The following is a 15,526-nucleotide window of genomic DNA, read 5'->3' on the forward strand; positions in this document are numbered from 1 at the left end:
CGTACTCAAAGTACGTGAGCACCGGAAGCGCAGGTATCAGCCATTTGCAGGCCGGCATCACCTGAATATCGACATACCTTAAGCCAGCGTCCGCTCGACGATATCCCGCAAATCGGCCGACAGGTTTTCGCCCTTGGCGATGGCCAGCAGCGCTTCCCTGGCCTTTGCCTGGCGGCCGGGTTCGAGCGCGCGCCATGACCTGAGCGCCGTCGCCAGTCGAGCGGCCACTTGCGGGTTGCGTTTTTCGACCTCCAGCACGGTCTGCGCAAAGAACCGGTAGCCTTCGCCGTCGGCGCGGTGGAAGCCGGTCTGGTTGGCGCTGGAAAACGTGCCGATGAGCGAGCGTACCCGGTTCGGATTGGCCATCGAGAAGGCCGGGTGACTGGTCAGCGCCCGCACCGCGTCGGCCGTTTGCGGACCCGGCACTGCGGCCTGGATCTGGAACCATTTGTCCATGACCAGTGCATCGGACCCATACTTCGCCTCGAAATCCGCCAGCGCCTTGATCGCCTCGGGCGCACCGTGATGGCGGTGCGCCAGCACGGTGAGGGCGGCGGCGCGGTCCGTCATGTTGGTCGCGGCTCGGAAATGGCCGGCGGCAAGTGCTGCACCGCCAGGAAGCAGCGCGAGATAGTCCATCAAAATGTTGCGCAGCGCCCGTCGCCCGGCGCTTGCTGCGTCCGGGCTGAACGGGCCGTCGTCGGCAAGGCGATCGTAGAGGCTGGCGAAGCTTTGTCGGTTCGCCTTGGCGATCGCCAGCGTCAGCGCCTCGCGGCTTGAGAAAATGGCGTCGGGGTCGATGCTCCTGCCGATGTCGCGGGCAATGTCGGACTCGCCGGGAAGCGACAGCGCCAGCGCCCGATAGGCGGGCTCTAGTGTCTCGTCGCCGGCGATCTTGCCGGCAAGCCCGGTCAGCCGGGCGGTGAATTCGGGTCGCTTGCCGCCAAGGATCTGGCGGAAGGCAGCGATCAGCGCATCGGTCAGCAGCGTGTTGAACGCTTGCCAGCGCGAGAAGGCATCGCTGTCATGGGCGGCCAGGAAGAACTGGTCGTCGGCCTTCTGCTCGACCGAAAGTGTGATCGGCGCCGAGAAGCCACGATTGAGCGACACTGCCGGACGCTCGGCAACGCCGGAAAAGCGAACCATGTGCCGGCGCTTGCGGATATGGATGACGCCGTCTTCGACGGCGGCGCCTTCGACGCCGCGCCAGGCAACCGGCTCGCCGCCGGCGCCGACCAGACCGAAGGCTAGTGGGATGTGCATCAGCCGCTTGCGGCTTTCGGACGGCGTCGGCGGCACCGACTGTTCGATTTCGAGCATGAATTCCTGCGCCGCCGCATTGTGCGTCGAGCTGACCGTCAGATTGGGCGTACCCGCCTGATGGTACCACAGCGAAAACTGCGACAGGTCGCGGCCGGAGACATCCTCGAAGACCTTGACAAAATCCTCGATCGTCGCCGCCTCGCCGTCATGGCGCTCGAAATAGAGGTCCATGCCGGCGCGGAACGTCTTGGCGCCGAGGATAGTGCGGATCATCCGCACCACTTCCGAGCCCTTTTCGTAGACCGTCGCCGTGTAGAAATTGTTGATCTCGCGGTAGCGACGCGGCCGCACCGGATGCGCCAGCGGCCCCTGATCCTCGGGAAACTGGTGCGCCCTCAGCGTGCGCACTTCGGCAATGCGCTTGACCGCCCGCGAGCGCTGGTCGGCGGAGAATTCGTGATCGCGAAAGACCGTCAGCCCTTCCTTCAGGCACAACTGGAACCAGTCGCGGCAGGTGATCCTGTTGCCGGTCCAGTTGTGGAAATACTCATGCGCTATGATCGCCTCGATATTGGCGAAATCGGCGTCCGTCGCGGTCTCCTGGTCGGCCAACACATATTTGTCGTTGAAGATGTTGAGGCCCTTGTTCTCCATGGCGCCCATGTTGAAATCCGACACGGCGACGATGTTGAAGACATCAAGGTCGTATTCGCGGCCGAACGCCTGTTCGTCCCATTGCATCGACCGTTTGAGCGCATCCATGGCGTAGCCGGCGAGCCGTTCCTTGCCCGGCTCGACATAGATGCCGAGGTCGACCGTGCGGCCGGACTGAGTGACGAAGCTGTCGGCGAGTTTGCCAAGAGCGCCGGCCACCAGCGCGAACAGATAGGACGGTTTTGGGAAGGGGTCATGCCATCTAGCATAGTGCCAGCCGTCGGCAAGCGCGCCGCTGTCCGCCGGGTTGCCGTTGGAGAGAAGCAGCGGCGCCTCATCGCGCTTTGCCTCGATGCGCACCGTGTAGACGGACAGGATATCGGGGCGGTCGAGAAAATAGGTGATGCGGCGAAAGCCCTCGGCTTCGCATTGCGTGCAATAGACAGTGCTGGAGCGGTAGAGGCCCATCAGGGCTTCGTTGCGCGCCGGCGCCAGCTCGGTCTCGATGAGCAGCTGGAAGCGGTCCGCTGCCGGTGGCCGAAGGATGGTCAACTGATCCGGCGTGGCCAGAAAATCGGCCGGCGCGAGTTCGTGGCCGTCGATGGCGACACGGATGAGCGTCAGCCCGTCGCCGTCCAGCAGCAGCGGTGCCGACGCCGCGACGCCGTCGCGGCGTTCGATCGTCAGCACGGCGATGACGCGCGTTGCCTCTGGCGAAAGGCGGAAAGTCAGGTTGGTTTCCGGAATGAGATAATCGTTGGGGCGATAGTCCTCAAGCTTGAAGACCTGGCCGGTATCGGTACGCATTCCCTAGGTTTTCCTGTCGATTTCCGTGGCGGAAAGTGTGTCCGCTGGTCCAAAAAAGTTGAAGTCCGCGCTCTTTACACGAAACGGTCCCTCGACAAAACTGCGGCAATGCCTATTTCAGGCGTTCGTTTTCCCATCATCATCGTGAGGCATGCATGACCGTGGTCACACCGAAATTCGGCATGGGCGCTTCTGTGCTGCGTCGCGAAGACCAGGCCTTTATCAAGGGTGAGGGCCGCTATACCGACGATATCCGGCCGGACGGCCTGCTGCACGGCTATGTCCTGCGCTCGCCGGTGGCCAAGGCAACCTTCACCATCGGTTCGCTCGATGCCGCCAGGGCGGCGCCCGGCGTCCATCTGGTGCTGACCGGTGCGGATCTCCCCCATCTCGGCAGTCTGAAATCCGGCGTCATGCAGAAGCAGCCGGACGGCACCAGGGCGCCGACCCGCGACATCCCGATCCTGTGCCGCGACCGGGTCAACTATGTCGGCGATGCTGTCGCCTTCGTCGTCGCCGACAGCCGCGCGCTGGCGCAGGACGCGGCCGAACTGATCGATGTCGACTATGACGGCGAAGATCCCGCATCCGGTACGGCAACGGCGCTTGCCGAAGGCACGCCGCTGGTCTGGCCGGAGCTTGGCTCCAACCGCGCCTTCACCTACCACATGGGTGACAAGGCGAAGACAGAGGCGGCTTTCGCCAAGGCCGCCATCGTCAGCCGCGTCGAATTCATCAACAACCGGCTGGTCTGCAACTATATGGAGCCGCGCTCGGCGATCGGTGAGTGGAAGGCCGACGAGAACCGCTTCGTGCTGACCACGGGATCGCAGGGCGTGCATTCCATGCAGTACATCCTGGCCGACCTGTTCAAGATCAAGAAGGACCAGCTGCGCGTCATCACGCCGGACGTCGGGGGCGGCTTCGGGCCGAAAGCCTTTGTCTATCGTGAATATCCGCTGGTACTCGAGGCCGCAAAGCGTCTGGGCCGCCCGGTCAAATGGGCCAGCGACCGCACCGAGCATTTCCTCACCGATGCGCACGGCCGCGACAATGTCGTGGCCGCCGAAATGGCTCTGGACAAGGACGGCCGCTTTCTCGGCATGAAGGTCGATCTGCTCGCCAATATCGGCGCCTATGTCTCGCAATACGGCCCGTTCATCCCCTATATCGGCGTCACCATGTCGACCGGCGTCTACGATATTAGGGCGCTCGACGTTTCGGTAACCGGCCTCTACACCAACACTTGCCCGGTCGATGCCTATCGCGGCGCCGGCCGCCCGGAAGCGGCGTTCCTGCTGGAAAAGCTGGTTGACGCCTGCGCCCATGATCTGGGGCTTCCGGTCGAAGAGATCCGCAGGCGCAATTTCATCCGGCCCGAGCAATTCCCCTACCGCACCCAGACCGGCCGTCTCTACGACACCGGCGAGTTCGAAGGCCACATGAACCGCGCCATCGAGCAGGCTGAATGGAAAGCGTTTCCCGAACGGCTGGCGCAGTCGAAGGCGATTGGAAAGATCCGCGGCCTCGGCATGGCCACCTACATCGAGGCCTGCGCCTTCCCGGGTTCGGAGCCGGCTTTCGTCGAACTCAACGGCGACGGCACGGTGACGCTGAAGATCGGCACCCAGACCAACGGGCAGGGCCATGCCACCGCCTATGCGCAGTTCCTCTCGGAAAAGCTCCATCTCGACATCGACAAGATCCATGTCCGTCAGGGCGACACCGACGAGCTGAAGGCCGGCGGCGGCACCGGCGGCTCGCGCTCCATACCGCTTGGCGGTGTATCGGCGTCCCGCGCGGGCGAGGATCTGGCCAACAAGATCAAGCGCATCGCCGCCGACGAACTGGAAGCCTCGGCCGGCGACATCGAACTGTCAGACGGCGTTGCCCGCATTGTCGGCACCGACCGCACGATCGATTTTGCCAGCATCGCCAAGGCGGCAAAAAACCCTGACGATTTGAAGGGATTTGGTGAATTCGTCCAGGACGAGTGCACCTATCCGAACGGCACCCATATCTGCGAGGTCGAGATCGATCCCGACACCGGCACCACCGACATTGTCCGCTACACGATCGTCGACGATTTCGGCGTCACGGTGAACCCGATCCTGCTGGCCGGCCAGGTGCATGGCGGCGTCGTCCAGGGCATCGGCCAGGCGCTGACCGAGGAGACCATCTATGGCGAGGACGGGCAGCTTTTGACGGCGAGCTTCATGGACTATGCCATGCCGCGCGCCGACGATTTTCCGTTCTTCCATTTCGAAACCCGCAACGTGCCCTCGACCACCAACGCGCTTGGCATGAAGGGCGCGGGCGAAGCCGGCACGATCGGCGCGACACCGGCAGCGCTCAACGCCGTGACCGACGCGCTGCATCGCGCCTATGGCATCAGGCACATCGACATGCCGGCATCGCCGGCGCGTATCTGGGCGACGATCCAGGAGGCAACAAGACAGTGACGGCGAGGCCGAGGGGCGAAGCGGCCGAGATACTGTCCGATCATCCCGGTCGGGTGCTGACCGGGATCATGCTCAAGGTCATGTCGGTCGCGGTCTTTGTGGGCATGCAAACCTGCATCAAGGCGGCCGGCACATTGCCTGCCGGCCAGATCGTCTTTTTCCGCTCCTTCTTCGCCATCTTCCCGATCATTGTTTTTCTGGCCTTCAAGCGAAAACTCGGCACGGCGTTTGTCACCAAACGTCCGCTCAACCACATTGCGCGCGGTGTCGTCGGCGTCAGCGCCATGGGGCTCGGCTTCTTTGCGCTGACCAGGCTGCCGCTGCCGGAGGCAATCACGCTGAACTATGCGCAACCGCTGCTGGTGGTGGTGTTCAGCTCGCTCTTCCTCGGTGAAGCCATCCGCGTCTATCGTTGGAGCGCGGTCGCGGTTGGCCTCGTCGGCGTGCTGATCATCTCCTGGCCGGAACTGACACTGCTGAGCTCGGGAGCGGCACTCGGCGACCAGGAAGTGATCGGTGTCATCGCCGCGCTTGTCTCCGCGGCGATTTCCGCCAATGCCATCCTGCTGGTCCGCAACCTCGTCCAGACCGAACGAACGGCGACCATCGTGCTGTGGTTTTCGGCGACGGCAAGTGCGATGGCGCTGCTGTCGCTGCCCTTCGGCTGGCAGGCACTGACGCCGCTGCAGGCGGGTCTGCTCGTTACTGCGGGCTTTTGCGGCGGGCTGGCGCAGATCCTGATGACGGCAGCCTATCGCCATGCCGAAGCGTCGGTCGTGGCGCCGTTCGAATACACCTCGATGATCCTCGGCGTCGTCGTCGGCTATTTCGCCTTTGGCGATGTCGCCACCATCAACACGCTTGTCGGCGGCGTGATTGTCGTCGCCGCCGGCATCTTCATCATCTGGCGCGAGCGCCAGCTTGGCCTGGAGCGCACCCGCACGCGAAAGGCGGCACCGCCTCCGGAGTGATCAGGAGCGTTCGGCCCGCTCCTTCGCCAAGCGCACCAGCACGGCCCGCGTCTGTTCGTCGGCGGGAAAGAAAGACTCGATCGCCAGTTCCGACAGCGTCACGTCGAGCGGCGTGCCGAAGACTGTGATCGTGCTGATGAAGGACAGCACCGCATCGCCATGCGCTAGCCGCAGCGGGTGTACGATAGCATTCGGCTCGACCGGCACCGGCCGGCGGCCTTTCAAGCCGGACGGGTAGCCCCGCAACTCCTGCTCCAGTTCGACGAGGAACGGATCGCCGGAGGCATCGTTCTGGTGTTTCAGCCGCTCGAGCAGGTGCGCGCGCCATTCGGCGAGGTTGACGATGCGTGGCGCGATGCCGCCAGGGTGCAGGCTGAGCCGCAGCACATTGACCGGTGGCGTGAGCAGCGAGGCTTCCGCGACGTCGGCGAGGAACGGACCGATGGCGGCGTTGGCCGACACCAAATTCCAGTGCCGGTCGACGGCCAGCGCCGGGAACGGCTCGTGCCCCTTGAGCACGGTGTCGACGGCCGCCATCGCCGGCGCCAGCGTTGCATCGCCGAGCGATCGCTCGCCGAAGCTCGGAGCAAAGCCCGCAGCCAGCAGCAGCTGGTTGCGTTGCCTGAGCGGGATCGACAGCTGCTCGGCCAGATGCAGCACCATGTCGCGTGACGGCGCGGAGCGGCCGCTTTCGACAAAGCTCAGATGCCGCTGCGAAATCTCGGCTTCCATGGCGAGGTCGAGCTGTGACATGCGTCGGCGCGTGCGCCATTCGCGGATAAGGCTGCCGGCGGAGGTTTGGGGTGTTGTCATGGGAAATGACTAGGCCGGCGAGGAGCGTATTTCAATTACCTGGGAGGTTATGGCGCGCTACATCATCACCTTGGAGATTAGAGAAGCCCGTGGCGACATCCAATCTCCCCCCTTGTGGGGGAGATGCCTGGCAAGGCAGAGGGGGGCGCTGTCCCGCCGACCCCCACTTATGTGTCGCTGGGCAAAAATAGGGGAAGATTGCGAAGCTGGCATTCCTTCGCGCCCCCCTCTGTCCTGCCGGACATCTCCCCCACGAGGGGGGAGATTGGCTATTCTCCCAGCGACCGCAGTTTCGCCTTCACCTCGAGAAAATCCCGCCACGCCAGCTTCTTGTGCGCTGGCGTCCTCAAGAGATACGCCGGGTGCAGTGTCGGCATGGCCGGGATGGCAATGCCGGATGCCGTGGTGTGGACGCGCCAGTTGCCGCGCAGCCGCAAGATGCCTTCGCTGGTGTTGAGCAAGGTTTTTGCCGAAGGGCCGCCGAGATTGACCAGCACCTTGGGATTGACCAGTTCGATCTGCCTTTCGATGAACGGGCGGCAGATCTCGGTTTCGTGCGGCGTCGGCGTGCGGTTGCCGGGTGGCCGCCAGGGGATGACATTGGCGATATAGGCCGATGTCCGGTCAAGGCCGATGGCGGCCAGCATGCGGTCGAGCAGCCGGCCCGAGCGGCCGACGAAGGGCAGGCCCTCAATGTCCTCGTCGCGGCCGGGCGCTTCGCCGACCAGCATCAGTTCCGCATTCGGGTTGCCGTCGGCGAACACCATGGTCTTGGCGGTGAATTTGAGGTTACAGCCGTCAAAGGCCGCCATGTGCTGGCGAAGCTCGTCGAGCGTCGATGCGCTTGCCGCCAGTTGCCGCGCCAGCGCGGCCTGTGCCTCGTCCGGCACCGTCGCCGTGGAAGGTGCACGCGCCGGCGGCGCGTCCGGCAGCCGGCTCATATCGGGACGTGGCGGCGACGGTAGCGGCTGCTGTTGGGCGGTTTCGCGGACCGGCATGGCCGCCGCCGGCGCGCGCTCCGACGGCTTCGGGGCCGCCTCGGCAAACCGGTTCACCGGCTGCTCCTCAAGCGCCTCATCAACGCCGGCGCTGGCGTAGAAGGCCAGGATGTCGGCGATGTCGGTCGGGCTGTTGGGGGAGGCGGCAGTCATGCCGCGCACATTCGTCCGGTGAGCGGCAATTTGCAAGTTCAGCCAGTCGGTATGCGCGGATCCTGCACCAGATAGAACGTCCAGCGCGGCGTATAGTCGGTGATCAGGAATTCGAAGCTGCCGGTCTTCAGCGGGTCGATCTTGCCGTCCTTGAACAGCAGCCTGTCATAGGGTTCGAAATCGCGGTCGAATTCGGCGAAGTTGCTGGAGATGATGTTGTCGGGCGTCTTGTTGCGCTGGTCGAACGACAGGCCGTCACCGAACACGCTCGGCTGGTCGAGGATCTCCTGCAGCTCGAACTGGAACTCGACCCAGGCCTGGCCACTGTTGTTGAGCACGTCGATGCGCATATACATGACGCCGTTGGCGAATTCGCCGGCCTTGCCGAAGGCCTCGATCGGTTTGGTGGTGCGGATGGTCAGCGTCACCGGTGTCGCCGAATTCAGCTCTTCGGTGATGACGATCGGATCCTCTTTCGTGCCGGTGCCCGAGGCCCCGGTGATGCGGAAGCCGCCAAGTTCGTCGGAAAAGGAATAGGCTCCGGTCGCCCACACCTTTACCTGGTCGGCATAAGCGTCTGCGGGCGCCAGCGTCGAAAGGGCCAAAAGCAGCACGCGGCACATCCGGCCGGGCGTGGAAAAAAAGCGCGTCGATGAAAAGCCGGATGGCTCAGGAATGCGCATGGCGCGAAGTATGGCCGATATCCAAGCCGTCGAACAATTAAAATGTGGGAATTGCTTCCGGGTGCAGACGAAACGGATGTTATCCGCGACTTTTTGGCGAAATCGGCATTGTCACGTCAGCGCCGGTTTCCTGTCGCGGATTGATGCGCTATGCAGCGCATGAGCCAGCAAGATGCGTCAGTGCAGTGAGCCAGCGCGGAGGGGTTGATGAGCGATATCGAACGCGAAAGCATGGAATTCGACGTGGTCATCGTCGGCGCCGGCCCGGCGGGGCTGGCCGCAGCGATCCGTCTCAAGCAGGTCAACCCCGAGCTTTCCGTCGTGGTCTTGGAAAAGGGCGGCGAGGTTGGCGCCCACATCCTGTCCGGCGCCGTCGTCGACCCGATCGGCATCGACCGCCTGTTGCCGGGCTGGCGCGAGGAGGAGGGGCATCCCTTCAAGACGCCGGTCACCGACGACCATTTCCTGGTGCTCGGCCCCGCCGGCTCGTTCCGCCTGCCCAACTTCCTGATGCCGCCGCTGATGAACAATCACGGCAACTACATCGTCTCGCTTGGCAATGTCTGCCGCTGGCTGGCGACCAAGGCCGAAGCGCTCGGCGTCGAGATCTATCCGGGCTTCGCCGCGGCCGGCCTGCTCTACAACGAAGAAGGTGCCGTTACCGGTGTCGTCACCGGCGACATGGGCGTCGAGAAGGACGGCACGCACGGTCCGGGCTTTGCGCCGGGCATGGCGCTGATGGGTAAATATGTGCTGATCGGCGAGGGCGCGCGCGGCTCGCTGGCCAAGCAGCTGATCGCCAAATTCAAGCTTTCCGACGGCCGCGAGCCCGGCAAGTACGGCATCGGCCTCAAGGAGCTCTGGCAGGTCAAGCCGGAGAACCACAAGCCAGGCCTGGTTCAGCATTCCTTCGGCTGGCCGCTCGACATGAAGACCGGCGGCGGCTCGTTCCTCTATCATCTCGAGGACAACCAGGTGGCGGTCGGCTTCGTCCTCCACCTCAACTACAAGAACCCCTGGCTGTCGCCATTCGAGGAGTTCCAGCGCTTCAAGACCCACCCGGCGATATCAGGCACTTTCGCCGGCGCCAAGCGGCTAGGCTATGGCGCGCGCGCCATCACCGAGGGCGGCTGGCAGTCGGTGCCGAAACTCTCCTTCCCCGGCGGCGCGCTGATGGGTTGCGCCGCGGGCTTCGTCAACGTGCCGCGCATCAAGGGCTCGCACAACGCCGTGCTGTCCGGCATGCTGGCGGCCGAGCATGTTGCCCAGGCAATCGGCGCCGGGCGCGCCAATGACGAGGTGGCCTCTTACGAGGCGGCATGGCGGGCCACCGACATCGGCAAGGACCTGAAAAAGGTGCGCAACGTCAAGCCGCTGTGGTCGCGCTTCGGCACCATCATCGGCGTCGGCATTGGCGGCCTCGACATGTGGCTGAACACGCTGTTCGGCTTCTCGCCCTTCGGCACGCTGAAGCACGGCAAGGCCGACTATGCGACGCTGGAGCCGGCCGCCAAGCACCAGAAGATCGTGTATCCAAAGCCTGACGGCGTGCTGACTTTCGACCGGCTGTCCTCGGTGTTCCTGTCCAACACCAACCATGAGGAAAACGAGCCGGTGCATCTGCTGGTTGGCGATATGGCCCTGCAACAGCGCTCCGAGCATGATGTCTTTGCCGGGCCCTCGACGCGCTATTGCCCGGCCGGCGTCTATGAATGGGTCGACAAGGACGGCAACGCTGCCGCCGACCCCGCGGCCAAGGATGTGCGCTTCGTCATCAACGCGCAGAACTGCGTCCACTGCAAGACCTGTGACATCAAGGATCCGAACCAGAACATCAACTGGGTGCCGCCACAGGGCGGCGAAGGCCCGGTCTACCAGGGCATGTGAGCCGCACACCGGGCCGTCTCTCTGGAGGTCCAAAAAAGTTGAAGCGACGCGGCGCTTGTGTTTCCCTGACCTCTCACTGCGGAGAGGTGATCATGCGTCTGGCAGTTCTGACATGGCTTGTGGCGGCCGGCGCCTTGTGCGCTCTTGCAGCGCCGGCATCCGCCGACACCAAGGTGCTGGTCCGCGCGCGGACCTATGACATCATGGGAAACACGGGCAGGGCACTGGTCGATGCCATGGACCGCAAGGGGCCCAAGCAAGGCTTCACGACGCGCGCCATCGCTCAGACCGGTTATACGGTGGACTGGAACGTCGATGTCAGCCGGAACGATGGCATATGTAGCCTGCAGCGGGCCGATGGAACGCTCAAGATAACCTACACCTTTCCCCACCTGGCCTCAGCCGTATCACCGGCGCTGTACAAGCGCTGGGAGCGGTTTTTCGCCGGCGCTCGTGCCCATGAACACACCCACGGCCGCATCGCCAGGAAGATGATGCGGGTCACCGAGAAATCGATTACCGGCCTAGCGTTTGCCGACAACTGGTTTTGCACCAGGACGCACCGTGAGGCCAAGCGGCGGATCGACGCCATCTATGCCCAATACGAGGCGAAGCAGATTGCCTTCGACGTGCGCGAGCACCGCGACGGCGGCCATGTCGAGCACCTCATCGATGCTTTGGTCGGGTGGCCGGACTAGCGCGGTTCGGCGCTCCAGCGTTTACGCCCAACAGTCAATTTGACCGCAACGGCTCCGGTTCAGCCGCGCTTTTGGCCGGGCAATGTCAGCGAGACGGTCGCGGTTTCGTCTTCGTCGACCGGCTTTTGCGCGTCCGACCGCAGCGAGAATTCCACCAACACCGGCAGATGGTCGGAGCCGGTTTCCTCCAGCCTCGCGGCGGAATGGATGACAACCGCGCCTTTGCTGAACACCTGGTCGATCGGCAACCCGACGAAGCGCCGCAGGAAATCCGGCAGCTTGATGTAGATCCAGGTCGGCCCCGCGGACGGCATGACGGTCAGCTGGCCAAGCGATGCGACGCGCCGCACCGCCGCGCTCCACGGCGCCGCATTGCAGTCGCCCGCCATGATCGCCGTCTCGCCGAGCGAGGCCAGCGGCTCCGACAATTCGCCGATCTGCCAAGCTTGCTCGCGCGGCCATGGCCAGCTGAGATGGATGGCGGCGACATCGACGCCGATACCGCCGAAATCGACCTTCGCGATGGCCATCGCGCCGCGCCGCTCGCAGAACGGCTCGGTGCCGGCGGCAAACGGCCGCCTGGAAAGCAGGGCTACGCCGAACACGCCATTGGGGTAGGGGCATAGAATCCGGTACGGATACGCGCTGGTGATATAGCCAAGCTCGGTCGTCCACATCTCCGACACCTCGTCGAGGGTGATCACGTCGGGATTGGTCCGTCCGATGAGCGACAGCACCTTTTTCGGCGTCGGATTGTCGAAGCGCAAATTCATCTGCAGCAGCCGGTAGACCATCTGGTCGCCCGGTGTGGCTTCGTAGGCCGCCTGGACCTGCCACAGTCGCGGCAAGGCGTTCGACGTGGTGACGAACGCGGCCACGGCAAACAGCAGGGCTACAGCCGCCTGCAGGCGAAACGAGGTGGCGAGCAGCGGCAGCGCGCAAAGCGCCATCAACACCGCCAGATGGACGCGGAAATGCGCGAAGGAATCGAAGGCCGGGTGCAGGAAACCGAAAAAGCCGGCCACCAGCGCAACCGAGCAGCCGAGCATTGCGACGAATGCCAGCGATATCGCCATGTTCCGGGTCCGTGCCATCTTGTGTCGTTATCGGCAGAAATGCGGCTCAATCAAGATGACGAAATGTCCCTCGTCCTACTGGAACGCCGTCTCCGAAAAACTTCTGAGCTTGCGCGAGTGTAGCCGGTCCATCGGCATTTCGGCGAGCTTTTCCATCGCTCTGATGCCGATGGTCAGATGCTGCGCCACTTGCCGCTTGTAGAATTCAGTCGCCATGCCGGGCAATTTCAGTTCGCCATGCAAGGGCTTGTCGGAGACGCACAGCAGCGTGCCGTAGGGCACCCGGAAGCGGAAGCCATTGGCGGCGATGGTCGCCGACTCCATGTCGAGCGCGATCGCCCGCGACTGCGACAGCCGCTGCACCGGCCCGCGCTGGTCGCGCAGCTCCCAGTTGCGGTTGTCGATGGTGGCGACAGTGCCGGTGCGCATGATGCGCTTGAGATCGTAGCCGGACAGGCCGGTAACCTCGGCGACCGCTTCCTGCAGCGCCACCTGGATCTCGGCCAGCGGCGGGATCGGCACCCAGACCGGAAGATCGTCGTCGAGAACATGGTCCTCCCGGACATAGGCATGCGCCAGCACATAGTCGCCGAGCGCCTGAGTGTTGCGCAGGCCGGCGCAGTGGCCAAGCATCAGCCAGGCATGCGGCCGCAGCACGGCGATATGGTCGGTGATCGTCTTGGCGTTGGAAGGGCCGACGCCGATATTGACCATGGTGATGCCGCCATGGTTCGGCTTCTTCAGATGATAGGCCGGCATCTGCGGCAAGCGCGCCGGCGCCACACCTTCGCTGGGCGCGCTTTGGCCGGCCTTGGTGATGACATTGCCGGGCTCGACGAATTCGGCATAGCCGTCGCCGCCCTTGCCCATCAGATCGCGGGCGCGGGCGACGAACTCGTCGATATAGAACTGGTAGTTGGTGAACAGCACGAAATTCTGGAAATGCTGCGGGCTGGTCGCCGTGTAGTGCGTCATGCGGTGCAGCGAATAATCAATGCGCTGTGCGGTGAATGGCGCCAGCGGCCGCGGCTCGCCGAACGCCACCTCGAATGTGCCGTTGGCAATCTGATCGTCGGTGCCGTCGAGGTCCGGGACGTCGAACAGGTCGCGGATCGGCCGCTTGATGCGCTCGGCGGCGGCGCCGTCGACATGGGTGCCTTCGAGGAAGGCGAAATGCAGCGGGATCGGCGTGGTCGATTCCGAAACCGTCACCGGCACGCCGTGGTTGCGCATGATCAGGCGCAGCTGTTCGGTGAGATAGCTTTCGAACAGCACCGGCTGGGTGATGGTGGTCGAGAAATGCCCTGGCGTCGGCATATGGCCGTACGCCTGGCGCGAGTCGATCTGGGTGAACGAGTTGGTGGTAACGCCGATCTCCGGGTAGAAGGCGCGGTAGCGCTTGCTCTCATCGCCGCCTGCGGCAAGTGCGGCAAACGAGTCGCGCAGGAATTTGGTGTTGCGGTCGTAGAGCGCCTGCAAGGCGGCGACGGCCTTTTTGGCGTCAGTGAAGCTTTGCCGGCCAAAAGGCTCCGGCATGACGACCGATTCGATGGCTTGGGGATAGATTCGCTTTTCCATGGCTCAATATAGAGACTTGGACGTGCGGTTGGGAGGGGTGTGGTGACCGAACCCGGCCAAAGCGTCGTTTTTCTTTTTTCTGATCCCATGTCGCCCAAAAGTCCGCGGCGATTTTGGGAGAACGGCATGCGCAACGGCAAGACAGTTTATCCGCGCTGCAGGCTGACCAGCAGCACGAAGCCGACGCCGTGGTTCTTCTGCGCTGGCGCTTCGATTGTGGTGTTGGCATCGGAGCGCATGGTCGGCACGGCCAGAACCGGGGCTGAAAGCACCGTCAGGATGAGCGCCGCCCGCGGCAGGAGCCGAAGGGTCTTCATGGCGTTGGCGGCGATCCGGTTCATGGCTTTTGCTTTTTTCTCTCTAGGTCTTTGTCGTTTCAGTTGCGAAAATGGTTCAGTTGCGCAGGTGGTTCGGGCAACCGAACCGGCAGGAATTGGAACTGGCTACATCCCAGGAGCGAGCCGGACGGCCGGCCTCGGCGACGAGGATGGCGAAGAACATTCCGAACAGGCTCATCAGCAGGCAGACGATGGTGAAGCGGCGGGCGAGCATTGCGTGGTGTCTCCTTCAACACGCATGAGAATGCCCTGATGCAACTGAACCGGCTCTGATGCCGGCGTTCATCTGCGGTTCAAATTGGTTGACGGTGTTTTGGCGACGCATCGGTTTTGGTTTCGATGCCGCGAGCGACGAAGCTCCGCCCATGGGGACAGTCGCCGGTGAAACGAAAACGGGGCCCCGAAGGCCCCGTCCTCATCTCGTCGAAATGCAGACGATCAGAGCCTATGCCAGGTCTGGCTCTTGCAGATCAGGCCACCGAGCACGCAGCCGCTCATCTTGAGCGAGGTGCCTGAAAGCGTCGCCTTGCCGGAATAGGTCTTGTCGGTGTCCGGGTCGGTTATGGTGCCGGTGTATTTGTTGGCGCCTGCCGCCTTGAACGAGCCGATGTTCTTGCCGGCATGTTTGCCGGACTTGAGCGTGATGGAAAATGTGCCGCCGCCGGCGATCTCCGCCGTCGAGCCGGCCTGTGTCTTCCAGTTGCCTTCGATCGGGTCGGCCCATGCCGCCCCGGCCATCATCACTGTGGCCGCGAGGGCCAAGCTCACTCTTCGAAACATCTATGTCCTCCCTATGGGTTGCGGGGTGCTCCGTCCCTGTCCGCCCCTTACGCAAACGTAAGCTAATCCACCTCCGGGCAAAACAAAAGCGGTGCCGCCACGGAAGGTTTCAGGATTTTCTGGCTGGCCCGACCGGCCATTCCAGTGAGGAAATGAAACGTTCGGCCCGCTGCCTTTGTCTGCCGTGGTTAGCGGAGTCTTGACCGGCGCCTCGCAAATTTTCTTCAAATTTGGCACGAAGCGGCGCGATTGCTGGCTTTGTATCCTTAACGAATTTCTGCGTTTACCTCTTGTTTTAGCTTTGTTTTCCTCAAATTAAGCACGCCATTTAACGACGGATTCAAGCCTCCGCTGCATTCTCGGAA

The 15,526-nt window shown here is 63.5% G+C and carries 13 protein-coding genes; 4 read left to right on the top strand and 9 right to left on the bottom strand.

Features of this window, described 5'->3' with window-relative positions:
* Window positions 1-78 precede the first annotated feature (78 nt).
* On the bottom strand, window positions 79-2,724 hold the full coding sequence (pepN, locus tag AC1DX6_RS19660) for an aminopeptidase N (protein ID WP_477316280.1): 2,646 nt from the start codon (window positions 2,722-2,724) through the stop codon (window positions 79-81).
* Window positions 2,725-2,879: 155 nt separating this feature from the next.
* Between pepN and AC1DX6_RS19665 the strand changes: the two genes are divergently transcribed.
* Window positions 2,880-5,186 (top strand): xanthine dehydrogenase family protein molybdopterin-binding subunit, encoded by a 2,307-nt coding sequence (locus AC1DX6_RS19665; RefSeq protein WP_477316282.1) that lies wholly within the window; start codon window positions 2,880-2,882, stop codon window positions 5,184-5,186.
* Window positions 5,187-5,254: 68 nt separating this feature from the next.
* Window positions 5,255-6,157 (top strand): DMT family transporter, encoded by a 903-nt coding sequence (locus AC1DX6_RS19670; protein WP_477316482.1) that lies wholly within the window; start codon window positions 5,255-5,257, stop codon window positions 6,155-6,157.
* Here AC1DX6_RS19670 and AC1DX6_RS19675 read toward each other — a convergent pair whose 3' ends face one another.
* The 3 genes from AC1DX6_RS19675 to AC1DX6_RS19685 form a co-directional block, all read right to left on the bottom strand.
* A complete protein-coding gene (locus AC1DX6_RS19675) occupies window positions 6,158-6,970 on the bottom strand; it encodes a helix-turn-helix domain-containing protein (protein ID WP_477316284.1) in 813 nt (270 codons plus the stop codon).
* Window positions 6,971-7,239: 269 nt separating this feature from the next.
* On the bottom strand, window positions 7,240-8,121 hold the full coding sequence (locus AC1DX6_RS19680; protein ID WP_477316286.1) for a uracil-DNA glycosylase: 882 nt from the start codon (window positions 8,119-8,121) through the stop codon (window positions 7,240-7,242).
* Window positions 8,122-8,159: 38 nt separating this feature from the next.
* Window positions 8,160-8,804, bottom strand: coding sequence for a hypothetical protein (locus tag AC1DX6_RS19685; protein ID WP_477316288.1), 645 nt, complete (start codon window positions 8,802-8,804; stop codon window positions 8,160-8,162).
* A 207-nt stretch (window positions 8,805-9,011) separates the two neighbouring features.
* Here AC1DX6_RS19685 and AC1DX6_RS19690 point away from each other — a divergent pair, with 207 nt between their 5' ends.
* Window positions 9,012-10,691 (top strand): electron transfer flavoprotein-ubiquinone oxidoreductase, encoded by a 1,680-nt coding sequence (locus AC1DX6_RS19690; protein WP_477316290.1) that lies wholly within the window; start codon window positions 9,012-9,014, stop codon window positions 10,689-10,691.
* A gap of 92 nt (window positions 10,692-10,783) precedes the next feature.
* Window positions 10,784-11,389 (top strand): DUF922 domain-containing protein, encoded by a 606-nt coding sequence (locus AC1DX6_RS19695; RefSeq protein WP_477316292.1) that lies wholly within the window; start codon window positions 10,784-10,786, stop codon window positions 11,387-11,389.
* A gap of 59 nt (window positions 11,390-11,448) precedes the next feature.
* Here AC1DX6_RS19695 and AC1DX6_RS19700 read toward each other — a convergent pair whose 3' ends face one another.
* From AC1DX6_RS19700 to AC1DX6_RS19720, 5 genes are all read right to left on the bottom strand, one after another.
* Entirely contained in the window at window positions 11,449-12,465 is a 1,017-nt protein-coding gene (locus AC1DX6_RS19700; protein ID WP_477316294.1) for an endonuclease/exonuclease/phosphatase family protein, read from the bottom strand.
* Window positions 12,466-12,540: 75 nt separating this feature from the next.
* Entirely contained in the window at window positions 12,541-14,001 is a 1,461-nt protein-coding gene (locus AC1DX6_RS19705; RefSeq protein WP_477316484.1) for an AMP nucleosidase, read from the bottom strand.
* A 188-nt stretch (window positions 14,002-14,189) separates the two neighbouring features.
* A complete protein-coding gene (locus AC1DX6_RS19710; protein ID WP_477316296.1) occupies window positions 14,190-14,384 on the bottom strand; it encodes a hypothetical protein in 195 nt (64 codons plus the stop codon).
* A 52-nt stretch (window positions 14,385-14,436) separates the two neighbouring features.
* Window positions 14,437-14,595, bottom strand: a complete 159-nt coding sequence (locus AC1DX6_RS19715) for a hypothetical protein (RefSeq protein ID WP_477316298.1) — start codon at window positions 14,593-14,595, stop codon at window positions 14,437-14,439.
* Window positions 14,596-14,819: 224 nt separating this feature from the next.
* The gene (locus tag AC1DX6_RS19720; RefSeq protein WP_477316300.1) at window positions 14,820-15,161 is read right to left on the bottom strand and encodes a DUF2147 domain-containing protein; all 342 of its coding nucleotides are present in this window, start codon (window positions 15,159-15,161) and stop codon (window positions 14,820-14,822) included.
* Between the last annotated feature and the right edge of the window lie 365 nt (window positions 15,162-15,526).

The sequence above is a fragment of the Mesorhizobium sp. P2_C4 genome (genome assembly GCF_056404575.1).

Coding starts and splice junctions, on each gene's coding strand:
- pepN (WP_477316280.1), bottom strand. CDS start 2,724: ATGCGTACCGATACCGGCCAGGTCTTCAAGCTTGAGGACTATCGCCCC.
- AC1DX6_RS19665 (WP_477316282.1), top strand. CDS start 2,880: ATGACCGTGGTCACACCGAAATTCGGCATGGGCGCTTCTGTGCTGCGT.
- AC1DX6_RS19670 (WP_477316482.1), top strand. CDS start 5,255: ATGCTCAAGGTCATGTCGGTCGCGGTCTTTGTGGGCATGCAAACCTGC.
- AC1DX6_RS19675 (WP_477316284.1), bottom strand. CDS start 6,970: ATGACAACACCCCAAACCTCCGCCGGCAGCCTTATCCGCGAATGGCGC.
- AC1DX6_RS19680 (WP_477316286.1), bottom strand. CDS start 8,121: ATGACTGCCGCCTCCCCCAACAGCCCGACCGACATCGCCGACATCCTG.
- AC1DX6_RS19685 (WP_477316288.1), bottom strand. CDS start 8,804: ATGCGCATTCCTGAGCCATCCGGCTTTTCATCGACGCGCTTTTTTTCC.
- AC1DX6_RS19690 (WP_477316290.1), top strand. CDS start 9,012: ATGAGCGATATCGAACGCGAAAGCATGGAATTCGACGTGGTCATCGTC.
- AC1DX6_RS19695 (WP_477316292.1), top strand. CDS start 10,784: ATGCGTCTGGCAGTTCTGACATGGCTTGTGGCGGCCGGCGCCTTGTGC.
- AC1DX6_RS19700 (WP_477316294.1), bottom strand. CDS start 12,465: ATGGCGATATCGCTGGCATTCGTCGCAATGCTCGGCTGCTCGGTTGCG.
- AC1DX6_RS19705 (WP_477316484.1), bottom strand. CDS start 14,001: ATGCCGGAGCCTTTTGGCCGGCAAAGCTTCACTGACGCCAAAAAGGCC.
- AC1DX6_RS19710 (WP_477316296.1), bottom strand. CDS start 14,384: ATGAACCGGATCGCCGCCAACGCCATGAAGACCCTTCGGCTCCTGCCG.
- AC1DX6_RS19715 (WP_477316298.1), bottom strand. CDS start 14,595: ATGCTCGCCCGCCGCTTCACCATCGTCTGCCTGCTGATGAGCCTGTTC.
- AC1DX6_RS19720 (WP_477316300.1), bottom strand. CDS start 15,161: ATGTTTCGAAGAGTGAGCTTGGCCCTCGCGGCCACAGTGATGATGGCC.